The sequence below is a fragment of the Clostridium phoceensis genome, from assembly GCF_001244495.1.
In the GTDB taxonomy this organism is placed as follows: Bacteria; Bacillota; Clostridia; order Oscillospirales; family Oscillospiraceae; genus Lawsonibacter; species Lawsonibacter asaccharolyticus.
Window position 1 is genome coordinate 839,240 of sequence record NZ_LN866274.1, and the last position, 22,173, is coordinate 861,412.

A 22,173-nucleotide genomic window follows, 5' to 3' on the forward strand; every position below is an offset into this window, starting at 1 on the left:
ACGAATATGTCAAAACGAATTTTGGTCATCAGCACCAGCCTGAGGGAGAAGAGCAACTCCCAAGCCCTGGGGGACGCCTTTGCCGCCGGCGCGCGGGAGGCGGGTCACCAGGTGGAGCAGATCTCCCTGCGGGGAAGATCCATCGCCTTCTGCATGGGCTGTCTGGCCTGTCAAAGCGCCGGCCAGTGTGTGATCCAGGACGACGCAGTGGAGATCGCGGAGAAAATGGGCCGGGCAGAGGTCATCGCCTTTGCCACCCCCATTTATTACTACGAGATGAGCGGGCAGATGAAGACCCTGCTGGACCGAGCCAATGCCCTGTTTGCGTCGGACTACGCCTTCCGGGACATCTATCTGCTCACCGCGGCGGCGGAGGAGGATGACCAGGTCCCGGCGAGGGCGGAGAGCGGCCTGACCGGGTGGATCGACTGTTTTGAAAAGGCCAGACTGGCAGGGACAGTCTTTGCCGGAGGGGTGAATGGACCGGGGGAGACTGCCGGGCATCCCGCCCTGGAGCGGGCCCGGGCCATGGGCCGTCAAGTATAAGGAGGAACTGTCATGCTGGGAAATTTTACTTACTGCAACCCCACCAAGCTGTACTTTGGAGAGCAGTCGCTGGAGGGGCTCCACAAGGAGCTGCCCAAATATGGGGACCGGGTGGTCCTCATCTACGGCGGGGGCTCCATCAAGCGCAACGGTATCTATGACGCCGTGCGGGCCATTCTGGACCAGGAGGGAAAACAGGTGGCGGAGATCGCTGGAGTCATGCCAAACCCCACCCTGGCCAAACTGTATGAGGGCATTGGGGTCGCTCGGGCGCACCAGGCTGACCTGCTGCTGGCGGTGGGCGGAGGCTCGGTGTGCGACTATGCCAAGGCGGTCGCTGTGTCGGTCCACTGTCCGGAGGACCCATGGGAGAAATACTATCTCCGCTTTGAGGAGCCAGACTGCCCCATCCTGCCGGTGGGCTGTGTGCTCACCATGGTGGGCACTGGCTCAGAGATGAACGCCGGCTCGGTGATCACCAACCAGGAGACCCGGCAGAAGATCGGCCACGTCTTTGCTGACGAGGCGGTGATGCCCCGCTTCTCCATTTTGAATCCCCGCTTCACCCTCACCCTGCCCCGGGAGCAGATGGTCGCGGGTATCTACGACATCTTCAACCACATCTGCGAGCAGTACTTCTCCGGGGAGGATGACAACACCAGCGACTATCTCAGCGAGGGGCTGATGCGCTCCCTCCTGTGCTCCAGCCGGGCTGCCAACCGGGATCCCCAGGACTACGAGGCCAGGAGCAACATCATGTGGACCGCCACCTGGGCGCTGAACACCCTGGTGTCCCGGGGCAAGTCCACCGACTGGATGGTGCACATGCTGGGCCAGGCGGTGGGGGGCTACACCAACGCCACCCACGGCATGACGCTGGCGGCGGTCTCCCTGCCCTACTACCGGCACATCCTCCCCTATGGGCTGGACAAATTCAAGCGGTTCGCCGTCCAGGTGTGGGGAGTGGACCCGGCGGACAAGACCGACCTCCAGACGGCGGAGGAGGGGCTGGCGGCCATGGAGGGCTGGATGAAGGAGCTTGGGCTGACCATGAATACCAGTGCGCTGGGCGTGACGGAGGACATGCTGGAGGGGCTGGCTGACGTGACCATCCACCTCACCGGGGGCTACAAGGATCTGGATCGGGAGGAGATCCTTCAGATCTTCCGGGAGAGCCTGGGCTGACCAGACAGAAAGCTCTGCAAATAAGGCGCAGCGCCCGGAGTATTCTCCAGGCGCTGCGCTTTTTTCACCATCCCTCCCGCCGCGGTCCAGGGGCGGGGAGTGCGCCCTCGTCGGGCTGGAATTCCGTCATAGTGCCCCAGAACCGCTTTGGCATGTTGGTCATCCGGCACCGGGGATTTTCCCGTTCCCGGATGGCGGTGGGGTCATAGAACCGCCTCCACAGACGCCGGTAGGTCACCTCCTCCTGCCCCGGCGGGGCAGGGGCAAAGTCTTCCGCGGGCAGAATGGCCCACCGACTGGGCTGATGGATCAGCAGCTCCCGGTGGGTGCGGTCGTAGATGAGGAAGTGCTCCCCGGAGTACCGGGTGCAGAAGTGGGGGCGGNCGGATGGCGATGGTGTCATAGAACCGCCTCCACAGACGCCGGTAGGTCACCTCCTCCTGCCCCGGCGGGGCAGGGGCAAAGTCTTCCGCGGGCAGAATGGCCCACCGACTGGGCTGATGGATCAGCAGCTCCCGGTGGGTGCGGTCGTAGATGAGGAAGTGCTCCCCGGAGTACCGGGTGCAGAAGTGGGGGCGGAGGAGGGGAAGCACCCGGTTTTTGGGCTCGATCTCCCCTACCAGCACCCCCTGCTGATCGGAGAAGCGGAGGAACCCCTTGAGCAGATGGGCCTCGCTCCCCAGGTGCTGCACCGCCTTCCACAGCACGTGGACCCGGTCGTCGGTGAGATCCCGGGTGATGTCCGCCCCACGTTGGTAGCCCAGCCGCAGGAAACGGTACATGTGCAGCTCCCGCTCGGGCAGACAGGTGAGAAAAGCCTGGGTCACCAGCCGGCAGGCCTGGGGGGAGATCTTTTTGGACAGAGAGCGGTACACCCGCTCCGCCTTGGCCTGGTCGGTGTCCACATGCCGCTCCGGCCAGAGGGTGAGGTGGTCCTCTTCCGGTGAGGTGAAGCAGACGGCCTCCTCGCGGTGGGCATAGCTCTCAAACACACAGGTGAGAAAGCCGGGATAACTGCCGTCATAATCGAAGCAGACCTGCTGCCAGCTCATGAGGCCCCCTCCTCTCCAAAGAGGGAGAGCTGCTCCGGCTGGACCTGGGCCAGGGCGGGGCGATCCAGGGCAGCCAGATGGGACAGGATGCCCTCCTCCCGCACTCGCAGACCCGCCAACATGCGGCCGGAGCAGGTGATGAAGTACTGGGCCCGCTTGAGGACCACCCCCAGCTTTTTCAGGCCGGAGAAGGACAGGGGTCCGGCCCGCCGGGCTGTGAGGATGCGCTTGGCGCTGGTGACCCCGATGCCGGGCACCCGGAGCAGGGCCTCATAGTCAGCCCGCTGGACCTCCACAGGAAACTGGTCCAGGTGGCGCAGGGCCCAGCCGCACTTGGGGTCCAGACGGAGGTCGAAGTCGGGCCGCCCCTCGTCCAGCAGCTCCTCGGCCCGAAAGTGGTAGAAGCGCAGCAGCCAGTCCGCCTGATACAGCCGGTGCTCACGCAGCAGGGGCGGCTGAAAGCCCTGGGGAGCGGGGAGCAGGGAGCTGGAGGAGACGGGGATATAGGCGGAGTAGAAGACCCGCTTCAGATGGTACTTGTCGTAGAGCCCCTGGGTGAGCATCAGGATGTGGCGGTCGCTCTCCGGCGTGGCACCTACGATCATCTGAGTGGACTGGCCCGCCGGGGCGAAGCGGGGGGCATGGTGGTATTTGGCCAGCTCCTGCCGGGACTGGGTGATCCCATCCCGGATCTGGGCCATGGGGGCCAGGATACCGGCCCGGCCCTTGTCCGGGGCCAGCAGGGCCAGGCTTTTGGCGCTGGGCAGCTCGATGTTGACGCTGAGCCGGTCGGCCAGCAGGCCCAGCTGCTGGGTGAGGAGGGGGTCTGCACCCGGGATGGCCTTGGCGTGGATATAGCCGCCGAAGCCATAATCCTGGCGGAGCAGGCGCAGTGCCTCGATCATCCGCTCGGTGGTATAATCCGGGTCCCGCAGCACGGCGGAGGAGAGAAAGAGCCCCTCAATATAGTTGCGGCGGTAGAACTGGATGGTGAGTTCGGCCAGCTCCCGGGGAGTAAAAGCAGCCCGGGGCGGATCGTTGGACCGGCGGTTGACACAGTACTGGCAGTCGTAGGCGCAGATGTTCGTATAGAGGATCTTCAGGAGGGAGATGCACCGCCCGTCAGCGGAGAAGGAGTGGCAGCAGCCCGCCGCCATGGTGGAGCCCAGCCGGCCCGCCCGTCCGGCCCGGTCCAGTCCGCTGGAGGTGCAGGCGGCGTCATACTTGGCGGCGTCCGCCAGGATGGTCAGCTTGTCCATCAGGTCCATGGGGTCTCCCTCCCTTGAAATCGAACATATGTATTATAATAAACCAAACATATGTTTCTGTCAAGGGGAGAGAACATGCCAAAACCTTTCCAATGGGGGAAGGTGATACGGTGCCCATATTGGAGGAGCGCGGGGCCCGATCTGCGGATCGGGCCCCGCGCCCTTTTAGTGCTCTGGAGTGCCATGGAGAGGGGAGAAGTCCGCACGGAGACACCGGGGGCCGGCGGAAGTGACCTCCGGTGCGCCCCGGTAATACACCTGAAGAGCGGCGAGGAGAAAATGAGTCAGTTGGGCCGCCTCCGATCCGCTGAGGGGCAGCGCACCCGAGGGCAGGAGGGGCAGACGCCTGCGGATCTGGAGGCGGCCCAAGTTTCCAGGAGAAAAGAGACCAGCCCGGAGCAAGAGGTCACGGTCCTTGATCTCAATCCAGCACAGGTCCGTCGTGCCGGCGTCCAGCGCACTCCCGGCGGCCCAGTCCCGCCGGTTATCCAGGAAGACGATGGTCTCCTCCAGGGCCTGGCGGAATGCCGGGGGTATCTCTGAGTTTCCATGAAAAAAGTCTCGGGTCAGCGGCCCATGAGCCGCCCTCCTGTGGGCGATATAAGAGGCACTGTGAGAAAGGACCCATCCTCCTACCCCTAATATCATCAAAAGCAGAATGACGGACTTCATCATAGACGGCGGCCTCTTCGTCTCAGGTATCTTTTTTAGTTATCTTATAGATACTATGCTAGCACTCTTTCAGATAATTCGCAAGGGAAAAGATTATCTGTAAGATAACGGAGAGGGAGTTGTCAGAAATGAGCATGGAAACAAGGGCCCTGGGGGATGCCATCCGCGCGGCCCGCATGAAGAAGGGGCTGACTCAGGATGCGCTTTCGGAGCTTCTGGATATCACGCCCACTCATTTGAAGAATATCGAGGGCTCCCGTCGGAAGCCCTCGGTGCCTCTTCTGTTCCAGATGATGGAGCTTCTGGATCTCTCCGTGGATGCTCTGGTGTTCCAGAGCAGGGAGGAGAGCAGGTGTCTGCGGATGGACGGCCTTTCGGAGCGGGAGGCGGAGGCGCTGGAGCGTCTGGTGGACGCCATGCGGGAAAAATAGAGCACCGGCTTGGGCGTGGGCCTGAGCCGGTGCTCTTGTTCTGGAAAGTGTTCAGAGGGGGAGCGCGATGATGGCGGGGACCAGCACTGGGACGGCTAGGGAGAGAATCAGTCCCGAGGCAAAGGAGTAGATGGCCATGCGGTCGGCAGTGGCGCTGACTACCACCGGTAGCAGGGTATCCATAGCTGTGGCACCGGGGAGGGCCACCGCCTCGATATAGCCCAGCTTCTGGGCCACGATGGGGACGGCCACAATGGAAAACAGCTCGTGCATGATGTTGGACAGGAAAGCGGTGGCAGATACGGTGAGGGAGTACGGAGCCAGCAGGGTGGGGGCCAGGGAATACCAGCCGAATCCGGCCGCTGCCGCTACGCAGTCCTTGGGGCCCAGGGGCAGGAACAGCCCTACCAGGGCCGTCACCGCAAAGGTGCCCGCCATAACTGCCAGCGGGACCAGAAGGACCCGGAACCCGGCGGCCCGAATATCCCGGATCAGGCTGCCCTGCCGGCCCATATCCAGGCCCACCAGAAAGAGGAGCAGGTACAGCCCCCAGCGGATGACCGTGCCACAGTGGGCTACGGCGGCGTCGGGGAGCAGGAAGCGGCCCGCCAGAATGCCCGCCGCTACGGTGAAGACGATGGCGAAGGTCAGGCTGTGGTCCACGTGGACCGCCTCCCCGGAACCCGGGTCGCTGTCCTCCGGTGCCTCCTGGCAGGAACGGCCCTGAGCGTTCAGCTTCAGCAGATATTTTCTCAGGGCGTGGACAGCCAGCATGCTGCCCACCATGGAGGTGAGGGTGACCGCCAGGGCGTTGAGCCCAATGGTGCCCAGGGAAGAGATGATCTCCTCGTTGGCCCCCAGCTCGGCCCCCAGGGTCACGATCAGCAGCAGCAGAGCCGCCGTCTGAAACCGGCCCAGCCAGGGCATGGGAAGGGACTGGATCTGGGGGCGGGAGCCCAGAAAGGCCCCAAGAGCCACCAGAGCCAGATAGAGGATCAGATCAAGAAGGGTGCCGGACATCTGCTGCAACGGGATCACTCCTGACATGAATAGACGAAAAGAAACGGAGGGCGGGTCTCCTGCCCTCCGGACGCGGACAAAAAATTATTATAGCATGGGTGAAGAAAAAAGTCCAGAAAAATGGAGGAAGTCCCCGCGGCCAGTCCCGCCTCATTGGGAAACACCACAAACGCCCGGTCCTTTCGGACCGGGCGTTTGTGGGAAGAAGGAGACAATACAAAAGGGGACCGGGCCCCGGCCTGCCGACTGGCAGGCATGTCCGGCGGCCTTCTGTACAGGGGTAGCGATGGAAACGGAGGTCAGCGGCCCCCTTCGGGGCCCCGGCCTCGGCTTTCCGCCTTGGACCTTTCAGCGGCCTCGCGCCGCCTCTCTGGAAAACCGTGCCGGCCCGGCCGGGCCGGCACGGAATGGATCAGAACTGGCTCTCAGATCACTCCACGTCCATGTCCGGCTTGTTGAACTCGCCGAATAGCTCCTCGTTGCTGGGCATATCCTCGGGCAGAGGACGGGCCACCCAGGTGGTGTTCATGTAGTGCTTCAGGCAGATGTTCTCGGACACGATGTTGCCGCCCCAGGTGCCGCACCCCATGGAAGACGTGGGAGGCATGCCGTTGGTGGAAGAACCGGAGTTTCCGCGGTTGTTGGGCTGGCGCACCATGATGCGGGACACGGGGGCGCACATGCCCAGACGATGGATGTGGTCGTCGTCGAAGGAGTAGATGCCGCAGCTGTGGCCCTTGCCGCCCACGTTGAACATGGCCTGCATCATGGTCAGTGCGTTCTCAAACTCCCCGTAGTACTTGAACAGGGTCAGCAGAGTGGTCAGCTTCTCGCTGGAGAAGAAGTGCTCCTTGCCCACGTTCTCGATGCCGCCGCCGGTCACAGCGATGAACTTCCGGTCAGCCGGGATCTCGAACCCAGCGGCCTCCGCCAGCTTCTGCGGGCTGATGGCCACGGTGTTGGGCAGGCGGTGCCCAGCCTCGTCCCACATGACGGCCTTCAGCTTCTCAGCCTCTTCCTCGTTGGCCAGGTAAGCGCCCTCCTTCACCAGGGCGGCTACGAACCCGTCGTACACGTCCTCGTGGATGATCAGGTTGCCGTCGCAGGAGCAGCCGGAGCCGAAGTCGGAGCACTTGGAGATCCGGGTGTTCATGGCAGCCTCAGCCTGACGCTCGGGGGTGTTGCAGGTGTTGTCGATGATGACAGTCGCGTTGCCGGCGCCGGAGCCGTAGGCCGGCACACCGGAGGAGTATGCGGACTTGACCATGGGACGACCGCCGGTGGCGATGACCAGGTCGCAGCGCTTCATCAGCTCCTGGGTCAGGGTGATGCTGGGCTCCTCGATGCCCTGGATGATGTCGGCGGGAGCGCCCTCACGCACCAGGGTCTCACGGATGATGTTGATGCACTTGTTGGTGGTCTTCTTCGCGCGCGGATGGGGGCTGCAGATGATGACGTCACGGGCCTTGATGGCGTAGATCACCTGGCCGGCAGGGGTCAGGCAGGGGTTGGTGGTGGGCACCAGGGACGCGATCACGCCCACAGGCTTGGCATACTTCACGATGCCCTTCTCAGGGATCTCCTCGATCACGCCCACGCTCTTCTGACGCAGGCAGTCCCGCAGGATCAGCTTCAGCTTGTTCCGCTTGTTCCGCTTGGTCACCTTGTCGCCCAGGCCGGTCTCGTCCACCGCCTCGTCAGCCAGGTTCGCCCAAACCTTCATGTCGATCACAGAAGCGGCGACCGCCTGGCACAGCCGGTCCACGCGCTCCTGGTCATAGGTGGCGATGATCTCCGCCGCAGCGCGGGCCTTAGCGACCATCCCGTCCAGCATTTCGATCTGCTCAGGAGTGACTTCTTTCGCCATTGTAATGATCTCCTTTTCCTTATTATTTGCCGGACCTCCGTCCAGCTTTCCTTACTGTCGCCATTATACCACTTCTTCCTCTCCCGTCCAATACTTCATTTCAATGGTCTTGATAGAAGTTTTTTATCCTGACACTGGAACACCAGGCTGGAGAGAAAAAAGCACCTTCCTCCGGCGTATGGGACAGCGCGGGAGGGAAGGTGCTTTTGGCAGGGAGGGATATCCTTAAGGTTTACGGATAAAGGCCTCGTACAGGCAGATGACAAATCCAATGACCCCCATAGCGCAAAAAACGAGGTAGGGGATCAGCAGCTCGTTGCCAAGCAGCGCTGCAAGGGTGCCCGTCATGCCGTTATAGGTATATTGATTTTGGGACAGATACAAGCTGAAGATAAGGTATCCGAGGCTGCCTGTCAGAAACAGCATACCGCCGAAATGGGATCTTTTCATAGGTGTCTCACTCCTCATCCAGCTTGAGGACTGCCATGAAAGCTTCAGTGGGCAGTTGGACTGTGCCCAAGGTACGCATTTTCTTTTTGCCTTCCTTTTGCTTCTCCAGCAGCTTCTTCTTGCGGGTGATGTCGCCGCCGTAGCACTTGGCCAGCACGTCCTTCCGCATGGCCTTGACGGTCTCCCGGGCGATGATCTTGCCGCCGATGGCCGCCTGGACCGGGACCTCAAAGAGCTGGCGGGGGATGTTTTCCTTCAGCTTCTCGCAGATGCGTCGGGCCCGGGCATAGGCCTTGTCCCTGTGGGCGATGAAGCTGAGGGCGTCCACCTGGTCTCCATTGAGCAGCAGGTCCACCTTGACCAGTTCGCTGGGCTCATAGCCCTCCAGCTCGTAGTCCAGGGAGGCATAGCCCTTGGTGCGGGCCTTCAGGGCGTCAAAGAAGTCGTAGATGATCTCGCCGATGGGCATGGAGTAGTGCAGCTCCACCAGGTTGGTGTCCAGATACTGCATGTCCTTAAACACGCCCCGGCGGTCCTGACACATGGGCATGATGTTGCCCACATAGTCGGGGGGAGAGATGATGGAGACCTTAGCATAGGGCTCCCGGGCCTCCAGGATGGCGCCGGGATCGGGGTAGTTGTGGGGGTTGTCCACCCGCACCACGGTGCCGTCCGTCTTGGTGACCTCGTAGATCACGGAGGGGAGGGTGGTGACCAAGTCCAGGTCGAATTCCCGCTCCAGCCGCTCCTGGATGATCTCCATGTGGAGCATGCCCAAAAAGCCGCAGCGGAACCCAAAGCCCAGGGCAATGGAGGACTCGGGTTCGAAGGACAGGGAGGCGTCGTTGAGCTGGAGCTTATCCAAGGCATCCCGCAGATCAGGATATTTGGAGCCGTCCTCGGTGTAGATGCCGCAGAAAACCATGGGCTGGGCCGGCCGATAGCCGGGGAGGGGGGCTGCAGAGGGACAGTCGGCGCCGGTGATGGTGTCACCCACCTGAGTGTCCTTTACGTTCTTGATAGAGGCGGTGAACCAGCCCACCTCACCGGCGGTGAGCTGCTGGCAGGAGTCCATGCCCAGGGGGCGGAGATACCCGCAGTCCAGCACCTGATAGCTGGCACCGGAGGCCATCATTTTGACCCCCATGCCCTTTTTCAGCGTGCCCTCCATCACCCGGAAATAGACGATGACGCCCAGATAGGGGTCATACTGGCTGTCAAAGATCAGGGCTTTCAGGGGGGCGTCCGGGTCGCCGGCGGGGGCGGGGACGTTCTGCACGATGTCCTCCAGCACAGCGGGGATGTTGATCCCCTGCTTGGCAGAGATCTCCGGCGCGTCCAGGGCGGGCAGGCCGATGATGTCCTCCACCTCGTGCTTGGCCTTCTGGGGGTCGGCGGCGGGGAGGTCGATCTTGTTGAACACGGGCAGGATCTCCAGGTCGTGCTCCAGGGCCAGATAAGTGTTAGCCAGGGTCTGGGCCTCCACACCCTGGGTGGAGTCCACCACCAGCACCGCGCCCTCGCAGGCGGCCAGGGACCGGGACACCTCATAGTTGAAGTCCACGTGGCCCGGGGTGTCGATCAGGTTCAGGGCATAGGTCCTGCCGTCCTCCGCCTTGTAGTCCAGGCGGACGGCCCGGGCCTTGATGGTGATGCCCCGCTCCCGCTCCAGATCCATGTTGTCCAGCAGCTGGGACTCCATCTCCCGCTGGGGGACGGCGTCACACAGCTCAATGAGCCGGTCAGACAGCGTGGATTTTCCGTGGTCGATGTGGGCGATGATGGAAAAGTTGCGGATCAAAGATCGGTCAGTCATAAAAGGAAACCTCCTTGGGAAGATCCACGGCCCCGTGGAAGCGGGGCGTGTGGGAAGAAGAGGGCTCTACTCCGATAGGATCAGCGGCCCCTATTTTACCGGATAAGGGTGTTCTCCGTCAAGGTCTCTTCCCGGGACTCCTCGGCGGAGAAGTAGTAGCGCAGGATGTCCGCCGCGATGCTGGCCAGAGTGGAGCCGCTGCCGCCCTTCTCCACCACCAGGGAGATGGCGATCTGCGGATCGTCATAGGGGGCGAAGCAGACGAAAACAGCGTTGGATTCCGTCTCGGCGTTCACCTGGGCGGAGCCGGTCTTGGCGCCCACCTGGACAGGAAGGTCCTGGAAATAGCGGGCCAGAGAGCCCTTCCCGGTGGTCAGGGCCAGCATCCCCGCTTTCACCGCATCCAGATTCTCCGGCTGGATGTCGATGGAGTCCAGCACCTCCGGTTCGTAGGTGTAAAGCACCTGGGAGAAGTCGCTGGATTTGACCTCCTTGAGGAGATGGGCAGAGTACCGGGTGCCCCCGTTGACCAGGGTGGCGATGTAGTTGGCCAGCTGGAGGGGGGTGAACTGGCTGCTCTCCTGGCCGATGGCCACCGACAGGGTGCTGCCCTCGTACCAGGTCTGCCCCATGGACTGAGTGTACTCCGGTCCGGCCATGACGCCGGTCTCCTCATACAGCTCGATGCCGGTGGGCTCCCCGAGGCCGAATTTGGCGGCAAACTCCTGGAGCCCCTGAATGCCCACCCGGCGGCCCACATCGAAGAAGAATACGTTGCAGGAGACCTCCAACGCCTCGGACACATTCACCAGGCCGTGCTTGCGCCGGTACTGGCGCCAATACCAGCACTGGGGGCCGTCGTCCTGATAATACGTGTAGACGCCAGTGTCCATGATCTCGGTATCCGGCTCAATGATCCCGCTCTCCAGTCCGGCGACAGCGGTGACCATCTTAAAGGTGGAGCCGGGGGCATAGACACCCTGGAAAGCACGGTTCAGGAAGGGCTTGAGGGGATCGGCGCTGTTCTCCGCCAAATCGGCAGAGTAGGTGGCCAGGTGATAGGAGGGGTAGGAGGCGGAGGCCAGCACCTCTGCCCGGTTCACGTCCATCACCACGCAGGCGGCGCCCTCTGTGTCCTCACTGGCCAGCTGGGGAATAGCCTGGGAGAGGATGTCCTCCACCTGCTTCTGAAGGTCGATGTCGATGGTGAGCACCACGTTGTCCCCCGGCTGGGGGGCGGTGGTCCACTTCTCGGACACCACCTTGCCGCTGGTGTTCCGCTCCACCTCCCGGACCCCGGCGGTGCCCCGCAGGTAGGACTCGAAAGCCAGCTCGGCCCCCTCCTTGCCGACAGTGTCGTCCATCTCATAGTCCGGCGTGCCGTCCCCGTCCAGATCCAGGTCCTTATATGCATCCCAGTTCTCAATAGCCCCCACCCGGCCCAGCAGATGGGCAGCGTATTCGGTGTTGTAGGTGCGGACGGTGGCGGCCTCGATCTCCACGCCGGAGAGGCCCTGCTCCTTCACCTTAGAGATGAAGTCGATGTCTACGCCCTCCGCAAAGACATAGGGAGGCCAGCTGTTCACCATGGAGCGGTAGTACAGCTCGTACAGTACTCCGGCCACGGCGCGCATATCCGCGCCCTCCAACTCCAGCTGAAAGCTCTCCCGCATTTTTTCCAGCAGTTCCTCGGTGGTGGGAAGGGGGGCGCCCTGGGCCCCGTCGGCGGTGGGGTCATCGATCCACTTCATCTTTACCGCAAGCCGCCCCAGGCGGGTGAGGCTGGTGGTGGGGCTGCCCTCTTCATCGGTGGTGGGATACTGGAAGGGGGTGTCCGTGGTGTAGCGGAAGGGGGGCTGGGCGGTAATGGGGAGGGTGTCCTCCCACTCCACGCCGGCATCCCGGGCAATGCGGATCAGGGCCAGGAGGATGTCGTTGCGGTTTTTCTCCATGGCGTCGGTGTTCAGGGCGACCTGATAGGTGACCCGGTTGGAGACCAGCACCCGGCCGTACCGGTCCAGGATGTCCCCCCGGGCGGCCTCCACGGTCTGGGTCTCCGCGATGCTGTTCTGGGAGCGGGCCAGATACTCCGCCCCGTGGATCATCTGGGCGTCATAGAGGGAGGAGCCCAGCCCGAACAGAATGACGGCCAGCAGGAGGAGCATCCCCAGCCCCCGACGGTGAAATTGTTTTTTCTCCATGGCGCACGCCCCCTTTCAGAGCGGACAGGTCACGCCAGGCGGGTGCCCCCCACCCGGCGGAAGATGGATTGGAAGATGAGATAGACCAAGGGCATCCAGCACAGAGACCAGAGGAACTCCGGTACCGCCACCTGGAGCAGCGACTGGATGGGGGCGATCTGGGTGAACAGGCCGGCCAGCAGGCGGACGACCTCCTGCACGGCCAGGACGGCCGCGGAGCAGATCAGGCAACCCAGGAAGTTCTGGTTCAGGGCATACTGGGAGACGATGCCCACCAGGAAGCCGGCCAGCGCCATGCCGAAGACCAGCAGGCTGCTGCTGCCCGGGTAGGCCAGCGTCCAGAGCAGACCTACCGCCAGTCCAAAGCCGGAGCCGGGAAGGGCCCCCTCCAGCACCGCCACGGCGGAGACCGCCAGAGGCAGAAGGGTGGGAGTGATCCCCAGCAGGGGATAGCGGCTGAGGACAAAGGCGTCCAGCACCCAGATAGGGAAGAGCCCCAGGGCGTAGATGCACCACTTATAGATTTGGTCTCGTCGGGTCACAGGGGCGCCCCCTTTTCGGAAAAGATCGGGAGAGAGACGGCAGGAAACGCGGCGGCGTCACTCCACGATGTCAAAGCTCTTGATGACAAAGACTTCCACCAGGCTGTCCAGGTCCACATCGGGCTCCACCACCGCGTAGCGGTTCATGCCGGAGGGGTCGGTGAAGACGGCCTCCACGGTGCCCACCACCAGGCCGGAGGGGAACACGTCCCCCTTGCCGGAGGTCACCACCTCGTCCCCTGCTACCAGCTGGGCACCGTCGGGCAGATAGCTCAGCTTCAGCTTGCCCTGGCTCATCAGGGTGAAGTCTCCCTCCAGGATCCCGGCACTGTAAGTGCGGGTGACCTGGCCGCCGATCTCGATGTCGGTATTGATCAGGGTGGAGACCTTGGACCAGTTCAGACCCACCTCAGAGACCACCCCCACCAGGGTGCCTGTCTCGGTGATCACGCAGTCATTGACCTCCAGACCCGCGCTGCTCCCCTTGCCGATGGTGAGAGTGGAGTCCCAGTTGGTGGAGGAGCGGGCGGTGACCTTGGCGGACTCAAAGACGAAGTCCCTCCGCTTGGCCTGCAGATCCAGCAGCTCCCTCAGCTGCTCGTTCTCCCGGCTGGCCTCCTGGCCCTCCCGGGCCTGCTCCTCCAGCTCAGCGACCTGGCGCTCCAGGTCCTGGATCTGCTGCTCCATCTCCTCATAATGAAAGACATAGGCACGCACGCCGTCGGCCCAGTCCAGCACGGCGCTCACCCCATTGCGGATGGGGGTGGTGATGAAGCCCACCGCGTTGGAGAGAGGGTCGGCGTTGCCCCCCATCACGGCGGACACGATGCCGATCAGCACCGACAGCAGCAGGGCGATGATCAGGAGCAGCAGGCCATTCTGCCGCAGAAAATGTTTCATGGACGCCCCTCCTGTCCTCCGGTGAGCACATCGATCCCCACCTGGCGCAGCATGCCGGCCAGCAGGCAGGTGGGCAGGCCAACCACATTGTGGTAATTCCCGTCGATCCCCTCCACCAGCACACAGCCCCGGCCCTGGATGCCGTAGGCCCCGGCCTTGTCCATGGGCTCGCCGGTGGCGATATAGGCCGAGATCTCAGACTGGGTCAGCGGGCGGAAGCGGACCTGGGTAGCCTCGTGGGCGGTGCGGCTGAAGGTCCCCCGCCGGACCGTGACCCCGGTGTAGACTGTGTGGGCCCGGCCGGAGAGCAGGGAGAGCATCCGGGCGGCATCCGCTGGGTCCCGGGGCTTGCCCAGCACGGCACCGTCCACCGCCACCACCGTGTCGGCGGCAATGACCACATCGTCCGGCCCGGCCTGGACAGCCACCTCCTCCGCTTTCTGGCGTGAGAGGACCTCCACCAGCTGGGCGGGGGACAGGCCCGGGGAAGCGATCTCCTCCCCCAGGGCGGGGACGACTTCAAATTGTGGGACCCCCATCTGGGCCAGCAGCTCCCGCCGCCGGGGGGATTGGGAAGCCAGGATAATGGACATGAGAACACCTCGAAATTCCATGAATTGGAGCGCGGGGACTCAGCCCTCCATCTGGGCGCTCTCCGGCCCTGCCTCCAGGGAGCCGGTGACATGGATGGAGTGGCCCCAGAACAGATCCCCGTCGTTGAACCAGAACTCGAACCCGCCCTGGGGCAGCAGCTGGATGGACTCCAGCTCCATGCGCTCCATGAACTGCTCCTGGGTGACCAGCGGCGCGCCGCTGTCCTCGTCCTCCTCCTCCCGGGCGTCCGCCGCCCAGTCGTTGGCCAGGGAGAGCAGCTCTTGGGCGGCATAGGAGCGCACCCGGTGGTCCCAGTCCGCCTGACTGGCCATCAGGGCCCGTCCGGTCTCCTGGGCGGAGGCCATCTCCTCCGGCACGCCCCGGTCGAAGTCCAGGGCGATCTCGCTGCCCAGCCAGTCCACGGTGGCCTCGAACCAGTCCACAGTGCGGTTCAAGGTGAAGGTGCCCAGCCCCTCCACCCAGGTGCTCACAGGCTTTTTCTGCTCATCCAGGATGGCCTTCAGGTCGGGGTCGAAGCCGGGCTGGGGCAGCTCCAGCATCAGCAGGCGGCTGCCGTCCACAGAGAGCCGGGCCCGGCACTTGATGATGAAGTCCCGGGGCACCCGCTGGCGCAGATAGTCCATCAGACGGTCGTCTGCCAGGGCTACCAGGCGGAAGTCACCCTGGTGGATGTCAGGGCTGTCCTCCTCCATCCAGGCGGTCAGGCCGATGGAGGCGGTCCACAGCTTCTCCCCCTGGCTGCGCCCGCCGCCGAAGCCGCTGGCCCCGGTGACGGCCAGGATGTTCAGCTCCTCCGGCAGAAAGTCCTGGCCCAGGGCGCGGAACTCCTGGGGGACCTCCGCGGCGTCCTGCCGCGTCTGCCCCTCCTGAGCCCCCCTCTGCTGCCGCTGCTGTTCCTCGGGGATCTCCCCGCCCTTTTTTTTGAAAAATCCGAACATGGCCCAAACCCTCCTCTCTCAGCGAATCTCTATTTCCCGGTGGAGCCGAAGCCACCGGCGCCCCGCTGGGTCTCATCCAGCTGGTCCACCATCTTCACCTGGGCCTGGACCACCGGGACCACCATTAGCTGGGCGATGCGGTCAGCGGGCTGGATGACGTAGTCTGCGTCCCCGGAGTTCTGGAGTCCCACCAGGATCTCTCCCCGGTAGTCGCTGTCGATGACGCCCACGCAGTTGGCAGGGGCGATGCCGTGTTTGATGCCCAGGCCGCTGCGGGCGAAGACCAGGGCCACATAGCCGGCGGAGGGGAGGGCGATGGCGATGCCAGTGGGGATCACCGCCCGCCCGCCGGCGGGGATGGTCACCGCCTGGTCCACACAGGCATGGCGATCCATGGCGGCGGCGCCGGCGCTGGCGTAGAAGGGGGCGGGGATCTCTGTCCCGATCTTGGGGGAGAGGGCTTTGACGTTCAGTTCCATAATGATCGGCTCCTTTGCGGTCAGTTAGTATCAACAGTCAGATGGGGCGGTCCGGGGACGGCTCCTGGATGTCCACCGTCCGGACGTACCGCCGCAGGGGGAATTCCCCGTCGTGTCCCTCCCCGGAGAGAGTGCGGGACATGCTGCCCGGCGGGGCGATCCGGGTCACTCCGGCCCGGACGAGGAGCTGGGTGAGGGCGGGCCGGTCCTGGGCCGGACAGAGCAGCCCCGCGGTCTGGAGACGGCCCTTCTGCCGCCTCAGGACAGGGAGCAGAGCCTTCCGGGCAGACACTTCACTAGCACATTGCCGTGGAGGGGGGAGAGCTCCAGCTCCCGGTCCTCCCGCAGGGTGAGGGAGCAGCCCCGGCCGGGAAACAGGGTGCCGGGCAGCCGGTCGGCGGCGTGCTCCAGCCGGGTCTCCCAAGCGTACAGGCTCCCCTCCCCCTTCTCTCCAAGGGCAGCACGGAAGCGGTCCGCTGCCCGCTCCAGCAGGGGGAGAAAGCTCCGGCAGAAGGCCTCCCCCTCCCCGAGGGCGTCCGTGTCCAGAAAGATGACCTGGCAGGAGGAGCAGAGCAGTCCCCCGGTCTGGATGAGGTGCTCCGCCAGAGCGGAGAGAGCGTCCTCCTCTCCCTCCCACCGGGACAGATAGGCAAAGCTGAGGCGGTGGCCCCACTCCATCAGCTTGCAGCCGGGCGGGGCCAGCTGCCGCAGGGCAGTCACCGCCCCGTCGCCGCCCCACACCACCGCCCCGTCTGCCAGATCTGCCAGCCGTCGCAGGGCGGCGGTGTCCCGGGATGGGATCTGGAAGGCGTAGAGGAAGGGGGCCAGACGGGGCTCCTGCTCCGTCAGCAGCTGAAAGACGGCCAGGGAGAGCCCCTGGTCCCCGGAGGGCAGCTTCACCAGATTGATATTGCCGGTGAGCAGGCCCTCCACTGCGCTGAAGGCGGGCAGGCCGTCTACATTGCCGGCGGTGACATGGAACAGGGTGCCCAGAGGAACGGTCTGGGTGCGGCCGAAGGGCCGCTCCTGAAAGGAGTAGAGCGGGATGCCCAGCTCCACGGCCAGCTTGTATTCCAGGGCCTCCCGCCGGAGCAGGGGGCGGATGTGCGCCACCTCCCGGCGCCCGCCGGGACCGGCGTACCGGAGGATGAGCGGGTCCAGCTCTCCCCGATCCAGCCGCTCCCCCACAGCCTGGAGGGCGGAGATGACGGTCTCCGGCTCCAGGGTCCGGCAGGCGCGGGTCTCATTGACCGCCTCCTCCAGCTCCTCCAGCACCTGGGACAGCTGGCTGTCCGGGAGCAGGCGTCCGTTGGCGAAGATCAAAACCCCTCCCCCTTTCCCAGCAGGTCCGCCGCGCCGGCGGCGCAGGTCTTGATGTCCCCCAGGCCCACCCGGCCCAGCAGGGTCAGGTAGGGGGAGGTCAGGCCGCACCCGCAGGCATCCCCCGGGGTGAGATAGCCCAGGTCGTCAGTGACCACGCTGGTGACCGGAGTGGCCCGGATGAGGGGGGAGATGAGGTTGACCAGCCCCACCTGTCCCATGGGCAGGGGCTCCAGGGTGGCCGGGTCACGGATCAGGACCCGGGAGTAGATGGGCACATGGAAGTGGTGCCTGGGGCAGGTGTTATAGAAGATGGGGTGCTCTACGGCGCCGAACAGCTCATGGATGTCCTCCTCCCCCACCCCCAGCACCCGCCGGACCAGGGAGTAGAGCACTGACTTGTCCACCTGCTGCTGCCAGTGCTGCTTCCAGCCCCCGGCCAGCAGGATCTTGGAACCGGGCCGCAGGCGCAGAGAGATGCCCAGCTCTTCCATCCGCTTCAGTCCAAACCAGAGATAGGAGGGGAAGCCCACGATCCGGGTGGGGAAAGGAGAGCAGGAGAACCGCTCCAGGGCCTCCACCGCACCGTCCAGGTCAGGGACGTAGCCCTCCCCCTGCCAGCGGAGGGCATAAAAGCGGCGGAGGGGCGGGGCGAAGAAGGTCATGCCGAACATGGTGCGGGTGACGCCGGCAGAGCTGCGCCGGTCTGGCTTGTAACCCAGCACCACATAGTTGGCGGGGCGGAAAGAGATGAGCCGGTGCCGCCAGCCCAGCCGGAGGACCATGGGGACCTCCGCCCAGATGCAGCCCAGGTCGAAGCCCACCTGGCTGAAGGTGCCGCTGGTCCCCGAGGAGGTGACCTTCATCACCATCCGCCGCCGGGGCATGGAGAAGAGGGCATGGCGCTTGAAGAACAGGGTGGGCAGCATGGGCACCCGGACCAGGTCGTCCATGGTGCGCAGCTGGTCCGGGGAGAAGCCCAGGTGCTCCGCAATGGCCCGGTACTGGGGGCAGCGGGCCATGTGGAAGGCGCAGCAGTCCGCCGTCGCCTGGAGAAAGAGCTGGTCTGTGCTGGGCAGGTCATAGGGCCCGCGGTGCCAGAACAGGCGCTGCCGGCTGAACATAGGGGGGACCTCCTCTCCGCGTTCCGCGCTTTATTCTACCCCCCGGTAATACAGGCCCCGGGTGTAGTCGTTGGGCTGATAGCTGCCCCGGCCCAGGTAGCGCTCCAGCACCTGGACGCACTCCCGGGCGTTCTCGGTGGTGAACATCAGACGCCCTGCCCAGAGACCCAGGCGCTGCCAGTCTCCGGCCTTGTCCGCCAGGAACAGCTTCTTGGAATTGAGGATCTCATTGCGGCAGCCCGGGGCTTTCACCACAGGGAAGCGCTCCCCCTTCCGGTCGGTAAGGAGGTTCACGTTGGCACAGGTGTGCCGGCCGCTGTGGTTGTGGATGATACAGTTCTCGGTGATCATCAGGGGCAGGCGGCCGTAGACCACCAGCTCGGTGTCCAGCCCCTTGGACAGGTCCCGGATCTGGGCCAGCTTCAGCTCAAAGGAGAGAGTGGCGGAGCGGAAGCCCAGGCGCTTGAGCTCCTTCAGCGTCTGGCCGTTGAATACCCCCAGACCGTAGTCCCCCCGCAGGGTGAAGCCCAGCTCCGCCGCCCGGCGGGCACTGTCCAGGGTGCCGGCCAGGGCGTCGATCACCCCCATCGCCCGCAGCCGTTCCAGCTCCTGGAAGAGGGTGGGTGCCTCCCGGTCGGTGCAGATGCGGGGCAGCAGGGCGGCCACCCGCACCCCGGCCTTCTGGGCCTGCTCCACCACCTCCGGGTGGGCCGCCCCCTCCCCGGCGGGGAGGTAGAGGAGGGCGGGGGCGAGGCGGAGCAGCTCCGGGCTGACCTGTTCGGCGGCGCGCACAGAGAGGGTGTAGACAGGGGGCTGCTTCCGGTTCTCATAGCGCACCCCGGGGCGGAAGGGCTCGCAGCGGCGCTCCGGCAGTGCGGTGCGCTGCCGGCCCAGCTCCTCCAGAGCCTGCCGGCGCAGGGCGTTGAGAGCCGACAGGGGGAGGGAGAGCCCTTCATCCACGTGGACGGTGACCTTCTCACAGGAGAAGGGAGTCCCTCCGGTGCGGGAGAGCTGTCCCTCCACCTTCTCACGGGTCAGGGGGACGTTCACCGCCTCCTCCGGCACCGGGCCGGTGACGGAGGCCAGATGCTCCTGAGCGTCCTGGACGGCCACCTGGGCGGGCTCCCCCCGGCGGAGCATGGCGTACATCCGCACCGGCTCCTTCCGGTTCTCCCCGCTCTCATAGGTGGCCCGGGCCTGGGTGAACAGCTCCCGGGGCTCCGCCTCGTCCTGACGGGTGCCGAACATCTCCGGCCCCGTCTGCCCCAGAAAGTAGCCGTCCGTGAAGCCGTCCCGGGAGAAGGCGGAGCGCAGCTGCTCCAGCTCCTCGGCCGTGGGCTCCCGCCCCTCCCGGATGGCCCGGGCATAGATGCCAGTGACCACGGCCACATACTCGGGGCGCTTCATCCGCCCCTCGATCTTAACACAGGCCACCCCCATCTTCCTCAGTTCCCGGAGGTGGCCTGCCAGGGACATGTCCTTCAGGGACAGGGGGCTGCCGTCTGCCTTGTTCCCCCAGCCGTACTTCAGCCGGCAGGGCTGGGCACACAGCCCCCGGTTGCCGCTGCGTCCCCCGATGACGGAGGAGAAGAAGCACTGGCCGGAGTAGCACATGCACAGGGCCCCGTGGGCGAACACCTCGATCTCCACCGGAGAGCGGGCGCAGATGTACTCGATCTGGTCCCGGGACAGCTCCCGGGAGAGGACCACCCGGCTCATCCCCAGGTCGGCGCACTGCTTCACCCCGTCCAGGCTGTGGACTGTCATCTGGGTGGAGGCATGGACCGGCAGGTCGGGCACCGTCTGCCGAAGCATCCGCAGCACCCCCAGATCCTGGACCAGTACCGCGTCCACCCCCATGGCGCTGGCCTGGGCGGCCTCCTGAGCGGCGCCGGCCAGCTCCCGGTCGGTGAGCAGGGTGTTCAGGGTGAGGAACACCTTGACGCCCCGCAGATGGCAATAAGAAACCGCCGCCGCAGCTTCATCCCCGGTGAAGTTCTTCGCGTTGCGGCGGGCGTTGAAATCCCCATATCCCAGATAGACGGCGTCTGCCCCGTTCTGCACGGCGGCGGTGACCGCCTCCATGGACCCGGCAGGGGCGAGAAGCTCCAGCATAAGGCACCTCCCGTAAAGATCCGCCCTCAGGCGGCGCGTCCGCAGGGAAGAGGGGCCCCCGTCCCCGGCGGGGAACCCCTCTCCTGCGCTTATTTGTGGTTCTGGAGCTTGAAGATCTCCCGCTTGGCCTCGGAGAGCTCCATTTTCAGCTTGGTGGCCTCCTCCAGATACTCCTTGATCTGGCGGCGCAGGTTTTCGGCGGCCTCCTGCTCCTTGAAATACTGATCCGCGATGTTCATGGCGGCCAGAACGGCGCCGTCCGCCTGGGAGAGACGGCCCTGGGAGAGGACCTCCCGCATCTGGCTGTCCACATGGGCGGCCACCCGGCGGACATAGTCCTCGCCCTCGGCGGCCACCATGGTGTATTCCTGTCCCGCGATGGAGACGGTGATCTTGTTTTTCATCGTGAAGCCCCTCCCGGTCTCTGCTGTTTCAAGATGGCAATCATTATACCACAGAACAGGCCGCTTGAAAAACAAATTTACCATGAATTTTTTATTTTTTTGCCCTTGGGATTTTGGAGGTTTACGCCGGGGCGATTTTAGAGTAAAATGGTCGCAGACTTTTGTGGAAGGGAGGGGCATGGGATGACCGGACCCCTGATGCCGGGCAGCATCCTGTCCATGCCGGCGGCGGCGGCCGAGCGGCTGATCCGGCTGGACAGCGGAGACGCCGCCCTGCTGTATCTCTACCTGCTGGGCCACGGGAACGCCGCCGGCCTGAACTGGCCCCGGGAGCGGCTCCAGGGGGCGCTGGACCTGCTCTCCGCCCAGGGAATGGCGGGGGCGGAGGGCGCTCCGCCGCCCCCGGCACCCCCTGTTCAGGAGGCGCTGCCCCCCGAATACACCACCCAGGACGTCACTGCCGCCCTCCAGGAGGCGGGCTCCACCTTCTCCGCCCTGGCGGACGAGGTGGAGCGCCGCCTGGGCAAGCGGCTGTCTGCCAATGACCTGAAGATCCTGCTCACCCTGTATGACCACTTGGCCCTGCCCGGCGAGGTGATCCTGATGCTGGTCACTTGGTGCATCGAGGAGACGGAGCGGAAGTACGGGCCGGGGCGGCGCCCCTTCCTCTCCCAGGTGCGCAAGGAGGGCTTTGCCTGGTCCAGGCAGGGCATCGACACCGTGGAGGCGGCGGAGGCCCACCTGAAAAAGCTGGCTCAGCTGCACACCCGGGAACGGGAGGTGCTGCGGCTGCTGGACATCCCGGCCCGCCCCCTGGTGGAGCGGGAGAGGACCTATATCGCCGCCTGGCAGGATATGGGCTTTGACAACGAGGCCCTGCGCCTGGCCTATGAGAAGACGGTGATGAAAAAGCAGTCTATGGACTGGGGCTATATGAACGGCATCCTGCGCCGCTGGCACGAGAAGGGGCTGCACACCGTGGCGGCCATCCAGGCCGGGGACGGCCTGCGCCGGAACCGGGGCGGGGCGCCGACCCAGGGGCGGACTCCTCAGCCCGGAGAGGAGCGCCGGGTGCGGGAGGACATGGAGCGGATGCGCCGCCTGATGGAGCAGATGAAGCGGGAGGAGGAATAAGAGATGTCATATGACCCTGCGGTCCTGCGTCGGGCCACCGCCCGGCTGGGGGGGGAGCGCCGCGCCCGGGAGGAGACGGCGCCTATACACATCT

General features: G+C 64.8%; 23 protein-coding genes. 4 read left to right on the top strand and 19 right to left on the bottom strand.

Annotated elements, in window-relative coordinates:
- Nucleotides 1–6 precede the first annotated feature (6 nt).
- Nucleotides 7–546, top strand: a complete 540-nt coding sequence (locus BN1969_RS04865) for a flavodoxin family protein (RefSeq protein ID WP_050623278.1) — start codon at nt 7–9, stop codon at nt 544–546.
- A 12-nt stretch (nt 547–558) separates the two neighbouring features.
- Nucleotides 559–1,731 carry an iron-containing alcohol dehydrogenase gene (locus BN1969_RS04870; protein ID WP_050623279.1) on the top strand — a complete coding sequence of 391 codons (1,173 nt, stop codon included), beginning with the start codon at nt 559–561 and terminating at the stop codon, nt 1,729–1,731.
- A gap of 64 nt (nt 1,732–1,795) precedes the next feature.
- On the opposite strand, the gene BN1969_RS19035 is transcribed toward BN1969_RS04870, so the two are convergent.
- From BN1969_RS19035 to BN1969_RS04885, 4 genes are all read right to left on the bottom strand, one after another.
- Nucleotides 1,796–1,969 (bottom strand): DUF4130 domain-containing protein, encoded by a 174-nt coding sequence (locus tag BN1969_RS19035; protein WP_419185499.1) that lies wholly within the window; start codon nt 1,967–1,969, stop codon nt 1,796–1,798.
- The gene (locus BN1969_RS04875; protein ID WP_050623280.1) at nt 1,935–2,783 is read right to left on the bottom strand and encodes a TIGR03915 family putative DNA repair protein; all 849 of its coding nucleotides are present in this window, start codon (nt 2,781–2,783) and stop codon (nt 1,935–1,937) included. The genes BN1969_RS19035 and BN1969_RS04875 overlap by 35 nt, the downstream gene beginning before the upstream one ends.
- Nucleotides 2,780–4,051, bottom strand: coding sequence for a putative DNA modification/repair radical SAM protein (locus BN1969_RS04880; protein ID WP_050623281.1), 1,272 nt, complete (start codon nt 4,049–4,051; stop codon nt 2,780–2,782). Before BN1969_RS04880 ends, BN1969_RS04875 begins: the two co-directional genes overlap by 4 nt.
- Before the next feature lie 165 nt (nt 4,052–4,216).
- On the bottom strand, nt 4,217–4,726 hold the full coding sequence (locus tag BN1969_RS04885) for a hypothetical protein (protein ID WP_050623282.1): 510 nt from the start codon (nt 4,724–4,726) through the stop codon (nt 4,217–4,219).
- Between the two features lie 125 nt (nt 4,727–4,851).
- Here BN1969_RS04885 and BN1969_RS04890 point away from each other — a divergent pair, with 125 nt between their 5' ends.
- Nucleotides 4,852–5,154, top strand: a complete 303-nt coding sequence (locus tag BN1969_RS04890) for a helix-turn-helix domain-containing protein (RefSeq protein WP_050623283.1) — start codon at nt 4,852–4,854, stop codon at nt 5,152–5,154.
- A gap of 51 nt (nt 5,155–5,205) precedes the next feature.
- Here BN1969_RS04890 and BN1969_RS04895 read toward each other — a convergent pair whose 3' ends face one another.
- From BN1969_RS04895 to BN1969_RS04970, 15 genes are all read right to left on the bottom strand, one after another.
- Entirely contained in the window at nt 5,206–6,174 is a 969-nt protein-coding gene (locus tag BN1969_RS04895; RefSeq protein WP_050625391.1) for a LysO family transporter, read from the bottom strand.
- A gap of 430 nt (nt 6,175–6,604) precedes the next feature.
- On the bottom strand, nt 6,605–8,041 hold the full coding sequence (locus tag BN1969_RS04905; protein WP_050622458.1) for an aldehyde dehydrogenase family protein: 1,437 nt from the start codon (nt 8,039–8,041) through the stop codon (nt 6,605–6,607).
- 225 nt (nt 8,042–8,266) lie between these two features.
- Nucleotides 8,267–8,491, bottom strand: coding sequence for a hypothetical protein (locus tag BN1969_RS04910; protein WP_050623285.1), 225 nt, complete (start codon nt 8,489–8,491; stop codon nt 8,267–8,269).
- A gap of 7 nt (nt 8,492–8,498) precedes the next feature.
- The gene (gene lepA / locus BN1969_RS04915) at nt 8,499–10,307 is read right to left on the bottom strand and encodes a translation elongation factor 4 (RefSeq protein WP_050623286.1); all 1,809 of its coding nucleotides are present in this window, start codon (nt 10,305–10,307) and stop codon (nt 8,499–8,501) included.
- A 95-nt stretch (nt 10,308–10,402) separates the two neighbouring features.
- Complete coding sequence (locus BN1969_RS04920) at nt 10,403–12,508, bottom strand: penicillin-binding transpeptidase domain-containing protein (RefSeq protein WP_050623287.1); 2,106 nt, start codon at nt 12,506–12,508, stop codon at nt 10,403–10,405.
- Between the two features lie 29 nt (nt 12,509–12,537).
- Entirely contained in the window at nt 12,538–13,050 is a 513-nt protein-coding gene (locus BN1969_RS04925; RefSeq protein WP_050623288.1) for a hypothetical protein, read from the bottom strand.
- Nucleotides 13,051–13,107: 57 nt separating this feature from the next.
- Nucleotides 13,108–13,950, bottom strand: coding sequence for a rod shape-determining protein MreC (gene mreC / locus BN1969_RS04930; protein ID WP_050623289.1), 843 nt, complete (start codon nt 13,948–13,950; stop codon nt 13,108–13,110).
- On the bottom strand, nt 13,947–14,543 hold the full coding sequence (locus tag BN1969_RS04935) for a Maf family protein (RefSeq protein WP_050623290.1): 597 nt from the start codon (nt 14,541–14,543) through the stop codon (nt 13,947–13,949). The genes mreC and BN1969_RS04935 overlap by 4 nt, the downstream gene beginning before the upstream one ends.
- A 39-nt stretch (nt 14,544–14,582) precedes the next feature.
- Nucleotides 14,583–15,503, bottom strand: a complete 921-nt coding sequence (locus BN1969_RS04940; RefSeq protein WP_050623291.1) for a DUF2262 domain-containing protein — start codon at nt 15,501–15,503, stop codon at nt 14,583–14,585.
- A gap of 29 nt (nt 15,504–15,532) precedes the next feature.
- Complete coding sequence (gene dut, locus BN1969_RS04945; RefSeq protein ID WP_050623292.1) at nt 15,533–15,982, bottom strand: dUTP diphosphatase; 450 nt, start codon at nt 15,980–15,982, stop codon at nt 15,533–15,535.
- A gap of 37 nt (nt 15,983–16,019) precedes the next feature.
- Nucleotides 16,020–16,274, bottom strand: a complete 255-nt coding sequence (locus tag BN1969_RS18460; protein WP_050623293.1) for an acyl-CoA reductase — start codon at nt 16,272–16,274, stop codon at nt 16,020–16,022.
- Nucleotides 16,241–17,305 carry an acyl-CoA reductase gene (locus BN1969_RS04955; protein WP_050623294.1) on the bottom strand — a complete coding sequence of 355 codons (1,065 nt, stop codon included), beginning with the start codon at nt 17,303–17,305 and terminating at the stop codon, nt 16,241–16,243. The genes BN1969_RS18460 and BN1969_RS04955 overlap by 34 nt, the downstream gene beginning before the upstream one ends.
- On the bottom strand, nt 17,302–18,426 hold the full coding sequence (locus BN1969_RS04960) for a LuxE/PaaK family acyltransferase (protein WP_077138698.1): 1,125 nt from the start codon (nt 18,424–18,426) through the stop codon (nt 17,302–17,304). Before BN1969_RS04960 ends, BN1969_RS04955 begins: the two co-directional genes overlap by 4 nt.
- Nucleotides 18,427–18,456: 30 nt before the next feature.
- Complete coding sequence (locus BN1969_RS04965; protein ID WP_050623295.1) at nt 18,457–20,541, bottom strand: U32 family peptidase; 2,085 nt, start codon at nt 20,539–20,541, stop codon at nt 18,457–18,459.
- An 89-nt stretch (nt 20,542–20,630) separates the two neighbouring features.
- Nucleotides 20,631–20,945 carry a cell division protein ZapA gene (locus BN1969_RS04970; protein ID WP_050623296.1) on the bottom strand — a complete coding sequence of 105 codons (315 nt, stop codon included), beginning with the start codon at nt 20,943–20,945 and terminating at the stop codon, nt 20,631–20,633.
- A gap of 183 nt (nt 20,946–21,128) precedes the next feature.
- Here BN1969_RS04970 and BN1969_RS04975 point away from each other — a divergent pair, with 183 nt between their 5' ends.
- Nucleotides 21,129–22,079, top strand: coding sequence for a DnaD domain protein (locus tag BN1969_RS04975; protein WP_050623297.1), 951 nt, complete (start codon nt 21,129–21,131; stop codon nt 22,077–22,079).
- Nucleotides 22,080–22,173 lie beyond the last annotated feature (94 nt).